Annotated in this window: 15 protein-coding genes; 8 read left to right on the forward strand and 7 right to left on the reverse strand. The window is 36.0% G+C overall.

What is annotated here, in order from left to right; all coding sequences use genetic code 11:
• Positions 1–28: 28 nt before the first annotated feature.
• Positions 29–670 carry a 16S rRNA (guanine(527)-N(7))-methyltransferase RsmG gene (rsmG, locus tag R1T42_RS09695; protein ID WP_036584224.1) on the reverse strand — a complete coding sequence of 214 codons (642 nt, stop codon included), beginning with the start codon at positions 668–670 and terminating at the stop codon, positions 29–31.
• Between the two features lie 98 nt (positions 671–768).
• Between rsmG and R1T42_RS09700 the strand changes: the two genes are divergently transcribed.
• The gene (locus R1T42_RS09700) at positions 769–1,956 is read left to right on the forward strand and encodes a pyridoxal phosphate-dependent aminotransferase (protein WP_317290197.1); all 1,188 of its coding nucleotides are present in this window, start codon (positions 769–771) and stop codon (positions 1,954–1,956) included.
• On the opposite strand, the gene R1T42_RS09705 is transcribed toward R1T42_RS09700, so the two are convergent.
• Genes R1T42_RS09705 through trkA form a run of 3 tightly spaced genes read right to left on the reverse strand, consistent with a single transcriptional unit; the run spans position 1,948 to position 5,643 of the window.
• Positions 1,948–2,787: an RNA 2'-phosphotransferase gene (locus R1T42_RS09705; RefSeq protein ID WP_317290198.1), complete on the reverse strand. Its 840-nt coding sequence runs from the start codon at positions 2,785–2,787 to the stop codon at positions 1,948–1,950. The genes R1T42_RS09700 and R1T42_RS09705 overlap by 9 nt on opposite strands.
• A 3-nt stretch (positions 2,788–2,790) precedes the next feature.
• On the reverse strand, positions 2,791–4,287 hold the full coding sequence (locus R1T42_RS09710; protein WP_036585331.1) for a TrkH family potassium uptake protein: 1,497 nt from the start codon (positions 4,285–4,287) through the stop codon (positions 2,791–2,793).
• A gap of 6 nt (positions 4,288–4,293) precedes the next feature.
• On the reverse strand, positions 4,294–5,643 hold the full coding sequence (gene trkA, locus R1T42_RS09715) for a Trk system potassium transporter TrkA (protein ID WP_036584218.1): 1,350 nt from the start codon (positions 5,641–5,643) through the stop codon (positions 4,294–4,296).
• A 156-nt stretch (positions 5,644–5,799) separates the two neighbouring features.
• Here trkA and ubiE point away from each other — a divergent pair, with 156 nt between their 5' ends.
• Together ubiE and porT are read left to right on the forward strand one after the other, a co-directional pair.
• Positions 5,800–6,531, forward strand: a complete 732-nt coding sequence (gene ubiE, locus R1T42_RS09720) for a bifunctional demethylmenaquinone methyltransferase/2-methoxy-6-polyprenyl-1,4-benzoquinol methylase UbiE (RefSeq protein ID WP_036584215.1) — start codon at positions 5,800–5,802, stop codon at positions 6,529–6,531.
• A gap of 4 nt (positions 6,532–6,535) precedes the next feature.
• Positions 6,536–7,249 (forward strand): type IX secretion/gliding motility protein PorT/SprT, encoded by a 714-nt coding sequence (gene porT / locus R1T42_RS09725; protein ID WP_317290199.1) that lies wholly within the window; start codon positions 6,536–6,538, stop codon positions 7,247–7,249.
• On the opposite strand, the gene R1T42_RS09730 is transcribed toward porT, so the two are convergent.
• Positions 7,236–7,964, reverse strand: a complete 729-nt coding sequence (locus tag R1T42_RS09730; protein ID WP_317290200.1) for a TrmH family RNA methyltransferase — start codon at positions 7,962–7,964, stop codon at positions 7,236–7,238. The genes porT and R1T42_RS09730 overlap by 14 nt on opposite strands.
• Positions 7,965–7,990: 26 nt before the next feature.
• Between R1T42_RS09730 and tamL the strand changes: the two genes are divergently transcribed.
• The 5 genes from tamL (at position 7,991) to R1T42_RS09755 (ending at position 15,448) form a co-directional block, all read left to right on the forward strand.
• Entirely contained in the window at positions 7,991–10,543 is a 2,553-nt protein-coding gene (tamL, locus tag R1T42_RS09735) for a translocation and assembly module lipoprotein TamL (RefSeq protein WP_317290201.1), read from the forward strand.
• A 59-nt stretch (positions 10,544–10,602) separates the two neighbouring features.
• Positions 10,603–11,670, forward strand: coding sequence for a class II fructose-bisphosphate aldolase (fbaA, locus tag R1T42_RS09740; RefSeq protein ID WP_036584206.1), 1,068 nt, complete (start codon positions 10,603–10,605; stop codon positions 11,668–11,670).
• Between the two features lie 57 nt (positions 11,671–11,727).
• On the forward strand, positions 11,728–12,588 hold the full coding sequence (gene accD / locus R1T42_RS09745) for an acetyl-CoA carboxylase, carboxyltransferase subunit beta (protein ID WP_006796041.1): 861 nt from the start codon (positions 11,728–11,730) through the stop codon (positions 12,586–12,588).
• Positions 12,589–12,771: 183 nt separating this feature from the next.
• Entirely contained in the window at positions 12,772–13,041 is a 270-nt protein-coding gene (rpsO, locus tag R1T42_RS09750; protein WP_036584203.1) for a 30S ribosomal protein S15, read from the forward strand.
• Between the two features lie 175 nt (positions 13,042–13,216).
• The gene (locus R1T42_RS09755; RefSeq protein WP_317290202.1) at positions 13,217–15,448 is read left to right on the forward strand and encodes a polyribonucleotide nucleotidyltransferase; all 2,232 of its coding nucleotides are present in this window, start codon (positions 13,217–13,219) and stop codon (positions 15,446–15,448) included.
• A gap of 88 nt (positions 15,449–15,536) precedes the next feature.
• Here the strand turns inward: R1T42_RS09755 and R1T42_RS09760 are convergent, their stop codons facing one another.
• Together R1T42_RS09760 and R1T42_RS09765 are read right to left on the reverse strand one after the other, a co-directional pair.
• A complete protein-coding gene (locus tag R1T42_RS09760; RefSeq protein WP_036584198.1) occupies positions 15,537–15,809 on the reverse strand; it encodes a hypothetical protein in 273 nt (90 codons plus the stop codon).
• Positions 15,803–16,429, reverse strand: a complete 627-nt coding sequence (locus R1T42_RS09765) for a hypothetical protein (protein ID WP_317290203.1) — start codon at positions 16,427–16,429, stop codon at positions 15,803–15,805. Before R1T42_RS09765 ends, R1T42_RS09760 begins: the two co-directional genes overlap by 7 nt.
• Positions 16,430–16,695 lie beyond the last annotated feature (266 nt).

The following is a 16,695-nucleotide window of genomic DNA, read 5'->3' on the forward strand; positions in this document are numbered from 1 at the left end:
CCTCATCACAGAGGTCTTTTTTTATTTATCAAAGTGGCAGATGAACTACTTTTTTAGTTTCAAAAAATTCATCATCAAAATAATCTGGTAATTCATAAATATAAGTATCTGGAAATGGCTTTAACTCTTCAGTTAAATCACCACCTTTAAGATATAGAATACCATTCTCAATCTCGTGATAGCTATCTTTTCTTATTTTATTACGTGTCCAACTCACAAAGTCAGGCATGTTAGTGACCGCACGACTTACTATAAAATCGAACTTGCCTTTCACCTTTTCGGCTCTTCCATGCTGTGTAGTGACATTTTTTAATTGTAAAGCTTCTACAACAGCATCAACAACCTTAATTTTCTTCCCGATAGCGTCTATAAGGTGAAAATTTGTTTTAGGAAACATAATAGCAAGAGGTATACCTGGAAAACCTCCACCGGTTCCTACATCCATTACTCTGGTGCCACCTGGCGTATTAGGCAAGCTTTCGCGAAAGCGTACTACACAAGCTATACCGAGAGAATGGAGTACATGTCTAGTATACAATTGATCGATATCTTTTCTAGAAATCACATTGATTTGTGAGTTCCACTCTGCATATAAATCACCTAACTGGGCAAATTGCTCCATTTGATGATCTGATAAATGCGGAAAATAATTTTTTATGATTTGATGCACTGTCAATATTTTGTGCAAAAATAACGCATTAATAATCTAGTGAAATGAAAGCTAGGAATTAATGAAATGATATTTTTGTAAATCTAATCTCATATCCTATGAAAAACAATCTATCTGATCGCATCAATAATTTACCAGTAAGCGCCACACTCGCAATGGCTGCAAAAGCACGCGAATTGAGAGAGCAAGGTAAAGACATCATAGGGCTTAGTCTAGGAGAACCTGATTTTAACACACCAGACTTTGTAAAAGAAGCTGCTATACAAGCAATTAACGATAACTACAATTCATACACACCTGTAGATGGGTATGCAGAATTGAAAGATGCAGTTATATTAAAGTTTAAAAGAGATAATAATCTAGAATACACAAGAGATCAGATTGTAGTATCAACAGGTGCAAAGCAATCGATTGCAAATGTAGCAATGGTATTACTTAATGAAGGTGATGAATGTATTTTACCAGCACCATATTGGGTAAGCTATGCCGCTATTGTTCAACTAGCAGAAGGTGTTCCCGTAGAAGTAAGAGCTGGCGTAGAACAAAATTTTAAAATTACTCCAGATCAATTGCGTGCGGCTATAACGCCTCGCACAAAAATGATCTTATTTTCTTCTCCTAATAATCCAAGCGGTAGCGTTTATAGCCAAGCAGAACTAGAAGGACTGGCTGCTGTACTTAAAGACTATCCAGAAATTATTGTAGTAAGCGATGAAATCTATGAGCATATCAATTATGGTAGTGGGCATGCAAGTATAGCTAGCGTGGATGGAATGTATGACCGTACCGTTACGATAAATGGAGTTAGTAAAGCGTTTGCCATGACAGGTTGGAGAGTTGGTTACATAGGAGCTCCAGTATGGATAGCGCGTGCTTGTAACAAAATGCAAGGACAAATCACTAGCGGAACCAATTGTATAGCACAACGTGCTGTCATTACCGCATTAGAAGCTCCAGTTTCCAAAATTCAATATATGGTAGACGCATTTCATAAGCGTCGTGATTTAATACTCGAATTATTATCAAAAATTAATGGGTTTGTTACAGACATCCCTGAAGGTGCTTTCTACGTATTCCCAGATATTTCTTCATTTTTTGGAAAAACGATTAAAGGTCATAAAATTGAAAATGCGACAGATTTCTCTTTATTATTATTAGAAGAAGCACTTGTAGCCACAGTTACGGGCGATGCTTTTGGCGCACCTAATTGTATAAGACTCTCTTATGCAGCGAGCGAAGATCAAATCACCGAAGCGATTAAAAGGATTGAAAAGGTTTTAATCTAGCCGAAATAGAAACCAATCATCTTGTTCAAAAAGCAGGCAGTTCATTAGCCAGTCATCAGTACTCTCATACGAGGTCGTAGAAGGAAAATGATCATTAGTTGCGCCAAAGGTAAAATGAACACAATGAATTTGGTCTGTTTTTTTATTTATAAAATAAACCTCTTCCCTCGGAGCATAGTCTGTAAAAAAGATAAGGTCATTTATTTCGTTAAAGAGTTTATGACCTTTTTTAACTTCTAGTCTAAGCTGGCGTGAAAAGTAATCAATCCTTTCTTGATTTAAATTAAAATCAAACGGAGGCAAACTTACGTATGAAACAGGAATATCAGTCGTAAGCCATACGTTTTGTTCAGTTCTATAAAAACTCCACCCATCCTTTATTAATGAAATGGCATCTATCTCAAATAGAATAGGTTTACCATGACGGCTTCCTATTTTTTTAGCCATTTCAATAGAATCGGTGAGATGAACGTATTGTCTAGATTTTGAGCGTATACCTTCTTTAACAATACCTCGATAGTTTTCTATACTTGTTCCATGGTAAATTTCAACCTCAGGAATTGTTGATAGAAGCTCATTCTTGATAGATATAGAATGTCCGTGAGTAGCTTTTACACGGTTTTTTTTAATATCAATTTCCCATCTGATTTTTTCTGTTTTAGAATTTAAATCAAGGAGATCATTAATTGTCAATTCGATACCATTTGATTCCAACACTTCAAGTAAATCACTTAAACAAGCCCAACCATAACTATCTAAGACAAGTCCTACCTCCTCAGGTTTATGACGCAACCAGTAACTAATTAATTTGCTAATCTTTTTATAATTCATTCCCTACCTATTCCTCCAAAAGAATGGAGTTAATAGTATCAATACGGTAAACAGTTCCAATCGTCCAATCAACATTAAAAAAGAACACCACCATTTCCCCAGTGCTGGTAAATTTGCAAAATTATCAACCGGTGATAGAGATCCAAATGCTGGACCTACATTTCCTAAGGAACTTAAAGCTCCACCTATAGCCGTTTCAAAATCCAGCCCAAGTGCCGCAAGTACTGTCGCTCCTATGATAAACGACAACATATACAGAATAAAGAATCCCAGGATATTGAAAACGATACCACTCTGTAATGCTTTACCGTTATAACGCACAGGTAAAATAGCATTAGGATGCAGTGTGCGTTTGAATTCCATAATACCATTACGTATTAATATGATGTGACGCATCACTTTTACTCCACCAGATGTAGATCCTGCACTACCACCTAAGAAAAACAACCCAAAACACATAATTGTTAAAAAAGGCGTCCATAACGTATAGTCTGCACTCACAAATCCTGTCGTTGTAATAATCGCTAACACTTGAAAACTTGCGTGTCGCATAGCACTTTCAAACTCGCCCCATACCATAGGATGATCAATTGTTGATAAACTTACATCTGCTTGAAAATAAATAAGCAATCCCGCAATAACACTAAACCCAATTACAAATCCACTATACCATTTAAACTCTGTATCTCTTATAATTTTGCTGAATTTCCCTTTGAATGCAAAATAGCTCAAGACAAAGTTCATCCCAGCAATGAACATGAATATGATGATAATCCATTGTATCACGGGTGCATCGTTCCAATAAGCTACACTTGCATTTTTAGTAGAAAAACCTCCGGTAGATAAGGTGCTTAAAGCGTGGTTTACTGCGTCAAACCATCCCATTCCAGCTATACGTAGCAATACTGCTTCTATAGCTGTATAACTAACATAGATAAGCCACAATCTTTTTGCGGTATCAGTAATTCGTGGATGTAGTTTATCTGCACTAGGACCTGGTGCCTCGGCCGCAAATAGTTGCATTCCTCCTATTCCTAAAAGCGGTAGTATGGCGACTGCTAACACTATAATTCCCATTCCTCCTATCCAATGCGTTAAACTGCGCCAGAAAAGAATCCCTTTTGGCATCGCCTCAATATCGTTAACAACACTAGCACCAGTAGTAGTAAAACCACTCATAGTTTCAAAAAACGCGTCTGTGTAGTTACCTATGGAACCAGTAAATATATAAGGCATCGTACCTGCAAATGCCATGATTAACCAACCTAGAGTAACTATTAAATAACCTTCTTTTTTATGTAAAACCTTCACATGGTTTCTCGTTAGATACATCACGATAGCACCTAATAAAATAGCAACAGCACTAGCTGCTAATATCTCATAACCTTCTGTTTCACGATATATGGCACTCACCAAAGCACATATCAACATAAAACCGCCATTAAAAAGCAGCAATAACCCCATTATATAGGCGATGATCTGATAATTGAGTTTAGTCATTGTCATTTATAAAAATAACTTTTCTACCTTACTAATAGAGCGCGGTAATGAACAAACTACAACTCGATCTCCTTCTCTAACTTTAAAACTACCTAAGACAATATTACCTATTCCATCTCTTATTACACCACCTATAATAGCACTACGTGGTATATTAACATCTTTAATAAACTTATCACACATAGGACTTCCGGCTTTAACAATAAACTCCAGCAGTTCTGCATTCATGTTATTGAGTTTGGTCATCGCAACAACATCACCTTTTCTTATAAATCTAAAAATATTATTTGCTGCGAGCAGTTTTTTATTAATTAAAGTATCGATTCCTATACTATGTGAAAGCTGGAAGTAATCCATATTCTCCACTAAAGATATCGTTTTATTGACACTTTTAGATCGAGCCATAAGACACGATAAAATATTAGTTTCACTATTCCCTGTTACAGCAATAAAAGCATCCATCTCGTGGATACTTTCTTCTTGTAACAATTCAACATTACGTCCATCTCCATTAATAACTAGAGTTTCTGATAATTCATCTGCAAGATCAAAAGCCTTTTCTGCGTTTTGTTCAATAAGTTTAACATTGACTCCATTTGCAGATAAATGCTTTGCCGTTTGCTTCCCTATATTACTACCACCTAAGATCATGACGTTTTTCATCACGTGCTTCGTCTTTCCTGTTAGCTTGTATAATTCTGCAACGCCATCAGTTGTTGTGATAAAATATACTTGATCACCTTCTTTAAACTGCGTATCACCACGAGGTATTAACGTATATTGAGTACCAAATCGTTGTATTGCAATAGGCATAAAATGTACTTCTGGGAATATCTCACCAGCTTCTTGAACTGTCTTACCTACAAATTGTGCTGTACGTTGCAAACTAACACCAACCATAGTAAGCGCACCATTTTCAAATTCATAACTATCATTGAAGGCGCTTTGATTAAGCAATAATTCAATCTCTTTACTAGCTAAAGATTCAGGAGAGATTAATTCATCAATACCAAATTGCTGAAAACCTATTTCATCCTGAAAATCTAAAAACTCAGTATTGGTAATACGTGCAATGGTACGTTTTGCACCTAACTGTTTTGCCAGTACACAAACGGTAATATTGGTAGTCTCGCTACTGGTTACGGAAATAACAAGGTCTGCGTCGTGAATATTAGCCTCTTGTAATATTTTAATAGAAGTAGCATCACCTCTCAACGCTCTAATATCCAAATGCGTATCTGCATAATGCAGATTTTCTTTAACTGGATCTATTAAGGTAATATTTTGCGACTCATAAGAAAGGAGTTTTGCAAGGTGGAAACCTACCTCTCCAGCTCCGGCGATAATGATCTTCATAAAATCTAATCTATAATTCAAAGATACTGGAAAGCTATAAAATCCAATGAGATAAGCTGATTTTTAGTAAGGTGTTGTTAATATTTTGCTTTCGCGAAAGCGTAATTACTCAAACCTCACTGCTCTGCCTTATCTTTGTAACAAATTACTAGAATCGTGGCTCAAGAGGTTAAACCATATAACGAAGAAGATAGCAGTAAAAAGGAACAGGTGACTAAAATGTTCGACACTATAAGTGGAGAATATGATGGCCTTAACCGTATGATATCATTAGGTCTAGACCAAAAATGGCGTGCTAACGTGGTGGACATGATTGCTGCGACTAACCCAGATACGATTATGGATATCGCGACTGGAACTGGTGATCTAGTAATACAAATGGCGCAAAAGACGAATGCTTCTAAACTTATAGGGTTAGATATATCTAGTGGTATGCTTGAAGTAGGCAAGATAAAAGTTAAAAAGGAAGATCTAGACAATCGTATCGAGATGGTTTTAGGAGATTCTGAAGATTTACCTTTTGAAAATGATTCTATTGATGCTGTTACTGTTTCCTACGGTGTACGCAACTTTGAGGATTTAGAAAAAGGGTTATCAGAAATAAGACGTGTTCTTAAACCTCAAGGGATACTTGTGATACTTGAGACTAGTGTCCCTACTAAATTCCCATTTAAGCAAGGCTACTATGTATTTTCTAAATTAGTCGTTCCCACTATAGGTAAATTATTTTCCAAGGATAAGATAGCCTATGGATATCTTCAAAAAAGCGCCTCGACTTTTCCTTATGGTGAACGTTTCAACAATATTTTAAAGAAAGTTGGGTTTAATAATGTGGAACATTTTTTACAATTCCATGGTGCATCAACTATTTACAAAGCAATTAAATAATCATATGAGGTCATTTCTTATCCTTATTAGCCTGATGATAGGCTTTCAAGTCGCTAGTGCGCAATCTGTAAAGGAAAAAATATCTAATGATGCCACTGGTGGACAAGGTCAGATTGATGAGAAAAGATATACCTGGGGATATTTTTTAGGGCTTAATTCTTATGATTATAAATTTGATTATAATGAAGTTACAGATGATATCTTTGTAGAAACATCGATGGGTTTTAATGTAGGACTAATTGGTGATTTAAAAATCAACAATTATATAAACCTAAGATTAGAGCCAGGAATAAGTTTTGTGACTAGAACTTTGAACTTTGAAGACCCTTCATTTACAATGCCTGGTGATTTTGAAAGAGAAGTCACCTCTACTTACATCAACGTCCCTTTACTAGTTAAGTTTTCAACTAAAAGATTAAATAACTGGAAACCTTTTATTGTAGGTGGCGCCTCGTGGTCACGTAATCTATCCAGTAATGAAGAGAATCCTAATGATAATAGTGCAAATCAGTTCCGTCAGGTGACTAATGTGTTTAATTATGAATTAGGTTTCGGAATTGACTTTTACTTGTATTATTTTAAATTCACGCCTTCAATAAGAGGAGTATTTGCTATTAATGACGAGTTAGTAAGAGACGTGGATCCTAACAGTCCGTATACTGGAAACATTTCTAGTATGCAATCTAGAGGGATTTTCTTAAACTTTACTTTTCAGTAGAGCGTCTCCATTCTCCTAAAACTACGGCTGTAGCCATTGCTACATTAAGACTTTCAGTACTAGGTTGAGAGCCGTATTGTGGAATACTTATTTTACTACCCAAGTTCATAATTTCTTCAGAAATACCAGCAGATTCATTTCCCATTACAAGAATACCATTTTCAGGCAGGCTCATATTGTAAATAGATGTGCCGTCCATAGCTGTTGTATAGATATCAGGCTGCGCGTCTTTAAGAAACTCTTCTAAGTTTACATAATCCACTTGCACTCTACCTAATGAAGCCATCGAGGCCTGAACACATTTAGGATTAAAAACATCCACAGTTTCTTCAGAACAAATTATTTGTTTGATATCAAACCAATCGCACAACCTTATGATGGTCCCTAGGTTACCTGGATCTTTAACATCATCAAGCGCTACAACTAGCCCATCCACATTAATTTCTTTTTTTACAGGCATCTCAAATACTGCGAGGTAACCTGGAGGCGTTTTCAATGTAGAGACACCTGACATATCTTTTTTTGAGATAATATCAGTAGGTAAAGAATCTAATGCATGATGACCTTCAGTCACAAGAACTTGTTGACGTACTAAATCTGTTTGAGATAATTCTAGAATAGACTTATAACCTTCTACTAGAAAAAGCTGATGATCATCACGATTCTTTTTACGTGAGAGACTTTTGAGAAGCTTTAATCTGCTTTTTGTAACCATTTATAATTGTATTTTTGACTATCCATATGAAGAAATCGAGTCTACTTGCAAAAATAGGTTTAATTATCACGGTTATCATAGTCCTAACTTCTTGTAATGCTATAAAACGTGTGCCTGAAGGTAAAAAACTATTGGTAGACAATACTATTCTTGTTGATAGTGTTGCCCCTAAAGACCCTAGAGTTAAAACTTTACTGGTCCAGCAGCCTAATAACCGAATTCTTACCGTTCCTGTTGGACTTCACTTTTACAATTTAGCAAGACCACACAGAGATTCTATCTATTTAAAATGGATGCAAGAAAACCCAAACGGTCTCAAGCGACGCAATAAAATCTTATCAGAAAAACAAACTATTCAGTTAGGTCAAAGTTTAGTGGACTTTAATAGCTGGATAAAACGTACCGGAGAAGAACCAGCAATACTGGAATTAGATGACATCACGAAATCTAAAGAAAGACTTAGAGCCTGGTACTGGAATCAAGGATGGTTCAATACCGAGGTAACCCATGAAATAATTGATAGTGATAAAAAACAACGTGCTGAAGTTGTCTACACAATTAAAAAACACCAGTCCTATAAGGTTGACAGTATTAAAACTCGCATATCATCTCCACTAGTAGATTCTTTGTATCAAGCAAATACTCAAGGACAACTTATCACTGCCGGCGAGCAATATTACACTCCAGATTTTAATGCAGAACGAGATCGATTAATGACCTTATTCCGCAACAACGGGATTTTTTACATGGAAAAAGAATTCATCAAATTTGAAGGAGACACTGTAAACACAAAGCATAAAGCAAACATTGCTGTAATTATAGATGACAGAGAAATTAAGGATGGTGATTCTATTATTAAAAAACCTTTTCTTATTCATAAAATAAGTAAAATCAATGTCTACCCAGATTATGAAGAAGCATTAGCCAGCAGTATACCAGACACTACTAGATACAAAAACATTAACATTATAAGATACGGGGAAAAGAAGTATCGCAATTTTGTCCTTGCAGACGCTATTTTCTTTCATGAAGGTGATATCTATAGAGATATTGACAGAGACAGAACTTTTAATAGAATTACAGAATTAAAAAGTTTTTATACTCCTTCCATAAGATTAGAACCGGATCCAGCAGATTCTACCGGCGTTAGCTTAATCGCAAACATTCTTCTAACATCAAAAAAGAAATTTTTCTTAAAAAATAGTGCAGAAACTACACATAGTAATATTCAAGCTTTAGGAATAGGACTAAACAGCTCATTAGTCATTAGAAACCTTTTCCAAGGCAGTGAATTATTAGACATCAATTTTAGAGGAAGTATAGGTGCTAGCGCAGATGGTGCTTCAGGTGATTCTCGATTTTTTGATTTACAAGAATATGGAGCAGATGCACGTTTAAGCTTCCCTAGACTCTTCTTCCCTATTAAAACAGAAAAATTAATTCCTAAATATATGTCACCTAGCACTAACCTATCTATAGGTTTTGTTAGCCAGACCAATATAGGATTAGATAAAACTAGTTTTAATAGTATTTTGAGTTATCGATGGAAACCCAAACCTACTAACACTAGTAGATTTGATTTAATTAACGCTCAATATGTGCGTAATCTTGATCCTGGAGATTTCTTTAATGTATACAACAGTACTTATAATAGTCTCAATGCCGTTGCTGAAGATTTGAACATCAACAACCCTATATACTTGAATGATGATAATGATTTAAGTATTCCACAAGGGACATCCTTATTCACTAGAGATGTCTTGAATGGCAGTATCGCTACTACTAGTGACCAAAGAGAAACAGTGCGTAATATAGAAGAGCGCAGGGATCGATTAACACAAAACAACCTTATTGTATCAACTAGTTATAACTGGATTAGAAACACACAAAAAGGAATCTATGACGATGACTACTCCTTGTTCAGTATAAGAGTAGAGTCTGCAGGAAATGTATTAGCAGGCATCACTTCTTTAGTCGGAGAACCTACTAATAGTGATGGAAACAGAACTGCATTTGGAGTAGAATACTCTCAATATGCAAAAACAGAAATCGACTATATAAAACACTGGCAGCTTTTCAGTAATAACGTATTTGCTATAAGAGCCTTCGGTGGAATAGCGATTCCATATGGCAATTCTGACAACATACCTTTTACTCGATCTTTCTTTGGTGGTGGCCCTAACGACAACAGAGCATGGCAGGCATATGAACTAGGACCTGGTAGTACTGGTGGAATTAATGACTTTAATGAAGCAAATATGAAACTTGCTTTTAACGGTGAGTATCGCTTTACTATCAATGGTAGCTTTAAAGGAGCCCTATTTGTAGACGCAGGAAATATCTGGAACGTGTTAGATAATGAAGATAACCCAGACGCACAGTTTAAAGGAATTGCAGACCTCTCTACTATATCCGTAGGATCAGGATTCGGTATTAGATATGACTTTGGATTTTTTGTTTTGAGATTAGATACAGGTTTTAAAACTTTCAACCCAGCACTAGAAGAAGGTCGCAGGTGGTTTAAAGAGATAAAAATACCTAAAGCAGTATTTAATGTAGGTATCAATTATCCATTCTAGTATCAGGTTTATCGAGCCTATATTTTCCTTACTTTTGTAATCCAACTTTAAGAAATATCATGAGTCATAATATCAAACCAGGTGTTGCCACAGGTAACCAAGTTCAAGAAATATTCAACCATGCAAAGGCAAATGGTTATGCCCTACCAGCCGTTAACGTAGTAGGATCAAATACTGTTAACGCTGTGATGGAAACCGCTGCAGAGTTAAACTCACCAGTGATTATACAGTACTCAAATGGAGGAAGTGTATTCAACGCTGGTAAAGGACTTAACAATGACGGTCATCGTGCTGCTATTCTTGGAGGAATCGCTGGAGCAGAACATGTTCACAGACTAGCAGAAGCATATGGCGCTACTGTAATACTTCACACAGACCACTGTGCAAAAAAATTACTTCCTTGGATCGATGGATTACTAGATGCTAGTGAAACTCGCTTTCGCGAAAGCGGTAAATCACTATACTCTTCTCACATGATTGACCTTAGTGAAGAACCACTTGAAGAGAATATCGAAATATGTAAAAGATATCTAGAACGCATGTCTAAAATGGACATGACTCTAGAAATAGAGTTAGGTATTACCGGTGGTGAAGAAGATGGTGTAGACAATAGTGATGTTGATGAATCAAAATTATACACACAACCAGAAGAAGTAGCATATGCTTATGAAGAGCTAAAAAAAGTAAGTGATCGCTTTACCATCGCAGCAGCATTTGGTAACGTACACGGTGTATATAAACCTGGGAATGTAAAACTAACTCCTAAGATTTTAAAGAATTCACAAGAATATATCACCCAAAAGTATGGCGTTGAGCACAATCATATCGACTTTGTATTTCATGGCGGATCAGGTTCAACACTAGAAGAAATTAGAGAAGCAATAGGTTATGGTGTTGTAAAAATGAACATCGATACCGATTTACAATGGGCTTTTGCTACAGGTGTAAAAGGTTATATGGATACAAACAATGATTTTTTACTATCACAAATAGGAAATCCGACTGGAGCAGATGCTCCAAATAAAAAATACTATGATCCACGCAAATGGTTACGCGTAGGTGAAGAAAGTTTTAAAGCACGCTTAAAAGCTGCCTTTGAAGACTTAAACAACATCAATACATTATAGAACAACCCGAGCATTTAAATCATTAATGATTTAAATGCTTTTTTTATGGAAAAAGATATGGCTTGGTTTAAAAGAGATAAAAAAGGAATTACTACGCCTACTGAGGCAAAGAAAGATACTCCTAAAGGTCTGTGGTATAAATCACCGACTGGTAAAATTGTAGACGCAGAGCAATTAAAGAATAATTACTATGTAAGTCCAGAAGATGGATACCACGTGCGCATAGGTAGTAATGAATATTTTGAAATCCTTTTTGACGATAATAAGTTCAAAGAACTTAATGCAAAAATGACTTCAAAGGACCCATTAAAATTTGAGGATTCAAAAAAATATGTGGATCGTCTAGAAGACGCTAAGAAAAAATCAGGTTTAAAAGATGCAGTAAGAACTGCTGTAGGTAAATCCGGTGGACATGACCTAGTTGTTGCCTGTATGGATTTTGGATTCATAGGTGGATCAATGGGTAGTGTTGTAGGAGAAAAAATCGCTCGTGCAGCAGACTATTCTTTAAAAAACAACATTCCATTTATGATCATATCAAAGTCTGGTGGTGCTCGTATGATGGAAGCCGCATTATCATTAATGCAATTAGCAAAAACTAGTTCCAAACTCGCACAACTGGCAGATGCAGGAATACCTTATGTATCACTTTGTACAGACCCTACTACTGGTGGTACCACAGCATCATTTGCGATGCTAGGTGATATCAATATAGGAGAACCTGGTGCACTAATCGCATTTGCAGGACCACGTGTAGTAAGAGACACTACCGGTAAGGAATTACCAGAAGGTTTTCAAACTGCAGAGTTCTTACTAGAAAAAGGGTTCCTAGACTTTATCGTGCCTAGACATGAGTTGAAAGAGAAAGTGAATCTTTACTTGAACTTGATACTTAATAGAGAGGTACCAATCGTTTAGCACTGAAAATTTAAATTTATAAAACGCCTGTAATTTTAAATCACAGGCGTTTTTAATTTAAAGATATTTATAGAGTAATTGGATTTAATTAAAAGTGTATCTTTGCAGCCACTTTAAGAACAAGTCTTATCGTGAAGTCAGATCATCTGACGTACATAATATTCATTATAAAATAATTTTGGCATGTATTTAGCTCCAGAAAAAAAAGCAGAGATTTTCGCAAAGTACGGAAAAGACGCAAACGACACAGGTAACACTGATGCGCAAATCGCATTATTCACTTACCGTATTAACTATTTAACAGGACACCTTAAAAACAACCGTCATGACTACAATACAGAGCGTAGTCTAGTGAAACTGGTAGGTAAAAGACGTTCTCTTCTTGATTACAAAATGAAGAAAGATATCGTTGCTTATCGTGAGTTGATTAAGGACTTAGGTATTAGAAAGTAAAGAATTGGGGACCTTGTGTCCCCTTTTTTATTTTATATAAGTAGGAGAGCTTATCTCTATTCCGCTTTCGCGAAAGCAGAATTAAAACAAATCATCGCGACATTACAAAAGCTGGTTTCTCACAAAGTAAACGCCTTCTCTACTCACAACTTGAGATTAACGTTTAACTATATTTATGAAACCACAAGTTTTTAAACAAGTGATTAAAATGGCTAATGGGCCAGATATCACTATCGAAACTGGAGCGCTTGCAAAACAAGCACATGGATCTGTTGTGATCACATGTGGTAAAGCAATGCTTCTAGGAACTGTAGTGTCCAGCTACAAATCTACTGGACTAGATTTTCTTCCACTTACTGTAGATTACCGTGAGAAATTTGCCGCTGCCGGTAAATATCCTGGTGGATTCTTCAAGCGTGAGGCACGTCCTAATGATGGAGAAGTACTTACTATGCGTCTAGTGGACCGTGTATTACGTCCATTATTCCCTAAAGATTACCATGCAGAGGTTCAGGTAATGATTCAGTTGATGTCTCATGACCCAGAAGTAATGCCAGACGCTATGGCTGGTCTTGCGGCGAGTGCTGCAATACAATTATCTGATTTACCATTTGAGTGTCCTATTTCTGAAGTACGCGTTGCACGTGTAGATGGTGAATTTGTAATCAACCCTAGTTATGCACAATTAGAAGCTGCAGACCTAGAGATGATGATAGGTGCTAGTGCAGACTCTGTAATGATGGTAGAAGGTGAAATGGAAGAGATCTCTGAAGAAGAAATGATCGCTGCCATTAAAGCCGCTCACGAAGCTATCAAGGATCAATGTGCTGCTCAAGTTGCCCTTGCAGAGCAAGTAGGTAAAAAAGAAGTACGTGAGTACGAAGGAGAAAAAGAAGATGCGGATATCGAGGCTAAGGTTGCAGAATTAGCTTACCAAAAAGTGTACGATGTTGCTAAAAAAGGAAGTGCAAAGCACGAACGTAGCGCAGCATTCTCTGAAATTAAAGAAGAAATCAAAGCAACTTTCTCAGAAGAGGATCAAGCTGAAAATGGAGATCTAATCTCTAAATATTTCAACAAAACACACAAAAAGGCAGTACGTGATGTACTACTTAATGAAGGTATACGTTTAGATGGTCGTAAGACTACAGACATACGTGATATATGGTGTGAGGTAGATTACCTTCCATCTACACACGGTAGTGCAATTTTCTCTCGTGGAGAAACTCAAGCGCTTGCTACAGTAACTTTAGGAACTTCTAGAGATGCAAATGTTATAGACATGGCGTCACAAGAAGGAGAAGAGCGCTTCTACCTACACTATAACTTCCCACCATTTTCAACTGGAGAAGCTCGCCCATTAAGAGGTACTTCTAGAAGAGAGATAGGTCACGGTAACCTTGCACAACGTGCGTTAAAGAAAATGTTACCAGAGGATCTTCCTTATACAGTAAGAGTAGTATCTGAAGTACTAGAATCTAACGGTTCCTCTTCTATGGCAACAGTTTGTGCTGGTACAATGGCTCTTATGGATGCTGGTTTACCTATGAAAAAGCCAGTTTCTGGAATCGCTATGGGATTGATTACTGATGGTAGTAACTATGCCGTACTTTCCGATATTTTAGGTGATGAAGATCACTTAGGAGACATGGACTTTAAAGTTACAGGTACTGAAGATGGTATCACAGCTTGTCAAATGGATATTAAAGTAAAAGGTCTTTCTTATGAAATCCTTACTAATGCTTTAATGCAGGCTAGAGATGGTCGTATGCACATATTAGGAAAACTAACGGACACTATCCCTGCACCTGCTGCAGATGTGAAACCACATGCTCCTAAAATGGAATCTTTAGAGATCGAAGGTAAATTCATCGGTGCTGTAATAGGACCTGGTGGAAAAGTTATTCAAGAGATGCAAAAAGAAACAGAAACTGTCATCAACATCAAGGAAGATGGTGATATGGGTGTTATCGAGATTGCTGGTACAGATCGTGCTAAGATTGACGCTGCTCTAGAAAAAATCAGAAATATTATTTTTGAGCCAACAGTTGGTGAAGTATACAGTGTTAAAGTTGTGAAAATGCTAGACTTTGGTGCTGTAGTAGAATTACGTCCTGGTAAAGAAACTTTACTTCACGTAAGTGAATTTGATTACAAGCGTATTGAAGATCCATCTACAGTTCTTAAAGTAGGAGATGTTCTTGATGTAAAATACATGGGTGTAGATCCACGTACTAAAAAGCAAAAAGTATCTCGTAAAGAATGTATGCCAAAACCAGAAGGTTGGGTAGAGCGTCCACCACGCAAGCGTGATGACAGTCGTTCTAACGATCGCCGTGGAGGAAGACGTGACGACCGTCGTAGAGATGATAGACCACGTCGTGATAATGACTCTAAATCTGAGTAATTAGATTGTTGTTTCGCTTTTGCGAAAAATTATAAATTTAAAATGCCTCTTGAAATTTCAAGAGGCATTTTTTTTTAAAATAGTAATATTAACAAAGAATATGCCATTTTCTATAATATTTTATCGCTTTTATATAATCTTTAGTTTCAGGAAAACGATTTTGTAATTTCTTTTTGAACTTCTTTACCATCCAAAAATAATAACAAATACCAACACCTATCGTTGCAACAAACATTGGTATCGAATCACCGTAAGAAAACCTTAAAACAATCCAGATAATTAAGGAAATATAAAGAGGCAATGTAATTGTTAATAACGCTTGATTTCTTGTTTTTTTGTCCATCGCTAAATCTTTTAACATTTTTTACATTCTACCGAACATACACCAACATCAAAACATTTATCCTCACCTCTACATGCATTAGTTCCTGTCTCAATTATATTATCACAATGATCAGCTAAAGAGTCTACAACGAGATACACTACCAGAACAACACATGGAGGACATGCCATAGTTTGATAAGATCCAGCACTATTAAAAGAACCTATTGCTCTTATATCATCCAAGTAATTACTTATATTACTATAACCTGAATTGAAAACGAAATGCTCTTTAGTCACGTTATTAAATGTTGCATTGAAAGAATCTAAACTTGAATTTTCTTCAATAGTAATATCATACGGGAGGTTTTCACTAGAAAGAGAAATCGATCCATCCGGCTGATTAATCACGTTTATTAAGCCAATTGATTCGGAAAGAAATATTCCCGTTCCCTCTTCAATGATAAAATTAGGATTTGAATAATTCTCATTAAAAACATATGATCTATTATTATTGGTGAAAGTGAGATTTCCAGTTGTGATTTTTAATTCAGAATTAAGCGATACTCTTTCATTATTTACATCTTCCTTACTGCAAGAATTTAATATTGAACAAAATCCTAAAAATAGAAATGATAAAAATTTAAAATACTTTTTCAATTTAATAAATTTAATATGTAACGCCTACTCTTAACGTTTTTCGGCTTACCTCGTTTTTAGGGGATTTTCATTGAGATTTGCAAATCTTGTTCAAATCAAAAAAAAAAAACATTCGTAGTCAAGCTGTTAAGAACTCATTAATAGGCTTTTTGCATATTTTTAACTCGTTGTAAATATTATATTTAATAAAGATTCAAATACTTTATTCTTACAATTAAACGTATTGAACTTTCTTTATAATCAGCCTGATTTTGCTTACTATTCAA

The organism is Nonlabens ulvanivorans, from assembly GCF_032922765.1.
GTDB lineage: Bacteria > Bacteroidota > Bacteroidia > Flavobacteriales > Flavobacteriaceae > Nonlabens > Nonlabens ulvanivorans.

Excerpts from the sequence above, each read along its gene's own strand:
- R1T42_RS09755 (WP_317290202.1), top strand. The coding sequence starts at position 13,217 with ATGAAACCACAAGTTTTTAAACAAGTGATTAAAATGGCTAATGGGCCA.
- R1T42_RS09710 (WP_036585331.1), bottom strand. The coding sequence starts at position 4,287 with ATGACTAAACTCAATTATCAGATCATCGCCTATATAATGGGGTTATTG.
- porT (WP_317290199.1), top strand. The coding sequence starts at position 6,536 with ATGAGGTCATTTCTTATCCTTATTAGCCTGATGATAGGCTTTCAAGTC.
- accD (WP_006796041.1), top strand. The coding sequence starts at position 11,728 with ATGGCTTGGTTTAAAAGAGATAAAAAAGGAATTACTACGCCTACTGAG.
- R1T42_RS09705 (WP_317290198.1), bottom strand. The coding sequence starts at position 2,787 with ATGAATTATAAAAAGATTAGCAAATTAATTAGTTACTGGTTGCGTCAT.
- R1T42_RS09760 (WP_036584198.1), bottom strand. The coding sequence starts at position 15,809 with ATGTTAAAAGATTTAGCGATGGACAAAAAAACAAGAAATCAAGCGTTA.
- trkA (WP_036584218.1), bottom strand. The coding sequence starts at position 5,643 with ATGAAGATCATTATCGCCGGAGCTGGAGAGGTAGGTTTCCACCTTGCA.
- tamL (WP_317290201.1), top strand. The coding sequence starts at position 7,991 with ATGAAGAAATCGAGTCTACTTGCAAAAATAGGTTTAATTATCACGGTT.
- fbaA (WP_036584206.1), top strand. The coding sequence starts at position 10,603 with ATGAGTCATAATATCAAACCAGGTGTTGCCACAGGTAACCAAGTTCAA.
- R1T42_RS09730 (WP_317290200.1), bottom strand. The coding sequence starts at position 7,964 with ATGGTTACAAAAAGCAGATTAAAGCTTCTCAAAAGTCTCTCACGTAAA.
- R1T42_RS09700 (WP_317290197.1), top strand. The coding sequence starts at position 769 with ATGAAAAACAATCTATCTGATCGCATCAATAATTTACCAGTAAGCGCC.
- rpsO (WP_036584203.1), top strand. The coding sequence starts at position 12,772 with ATGTATTTAGCTCCAGAAAAAAAAGCAGAGATTTTCGCAAAGTACGGA.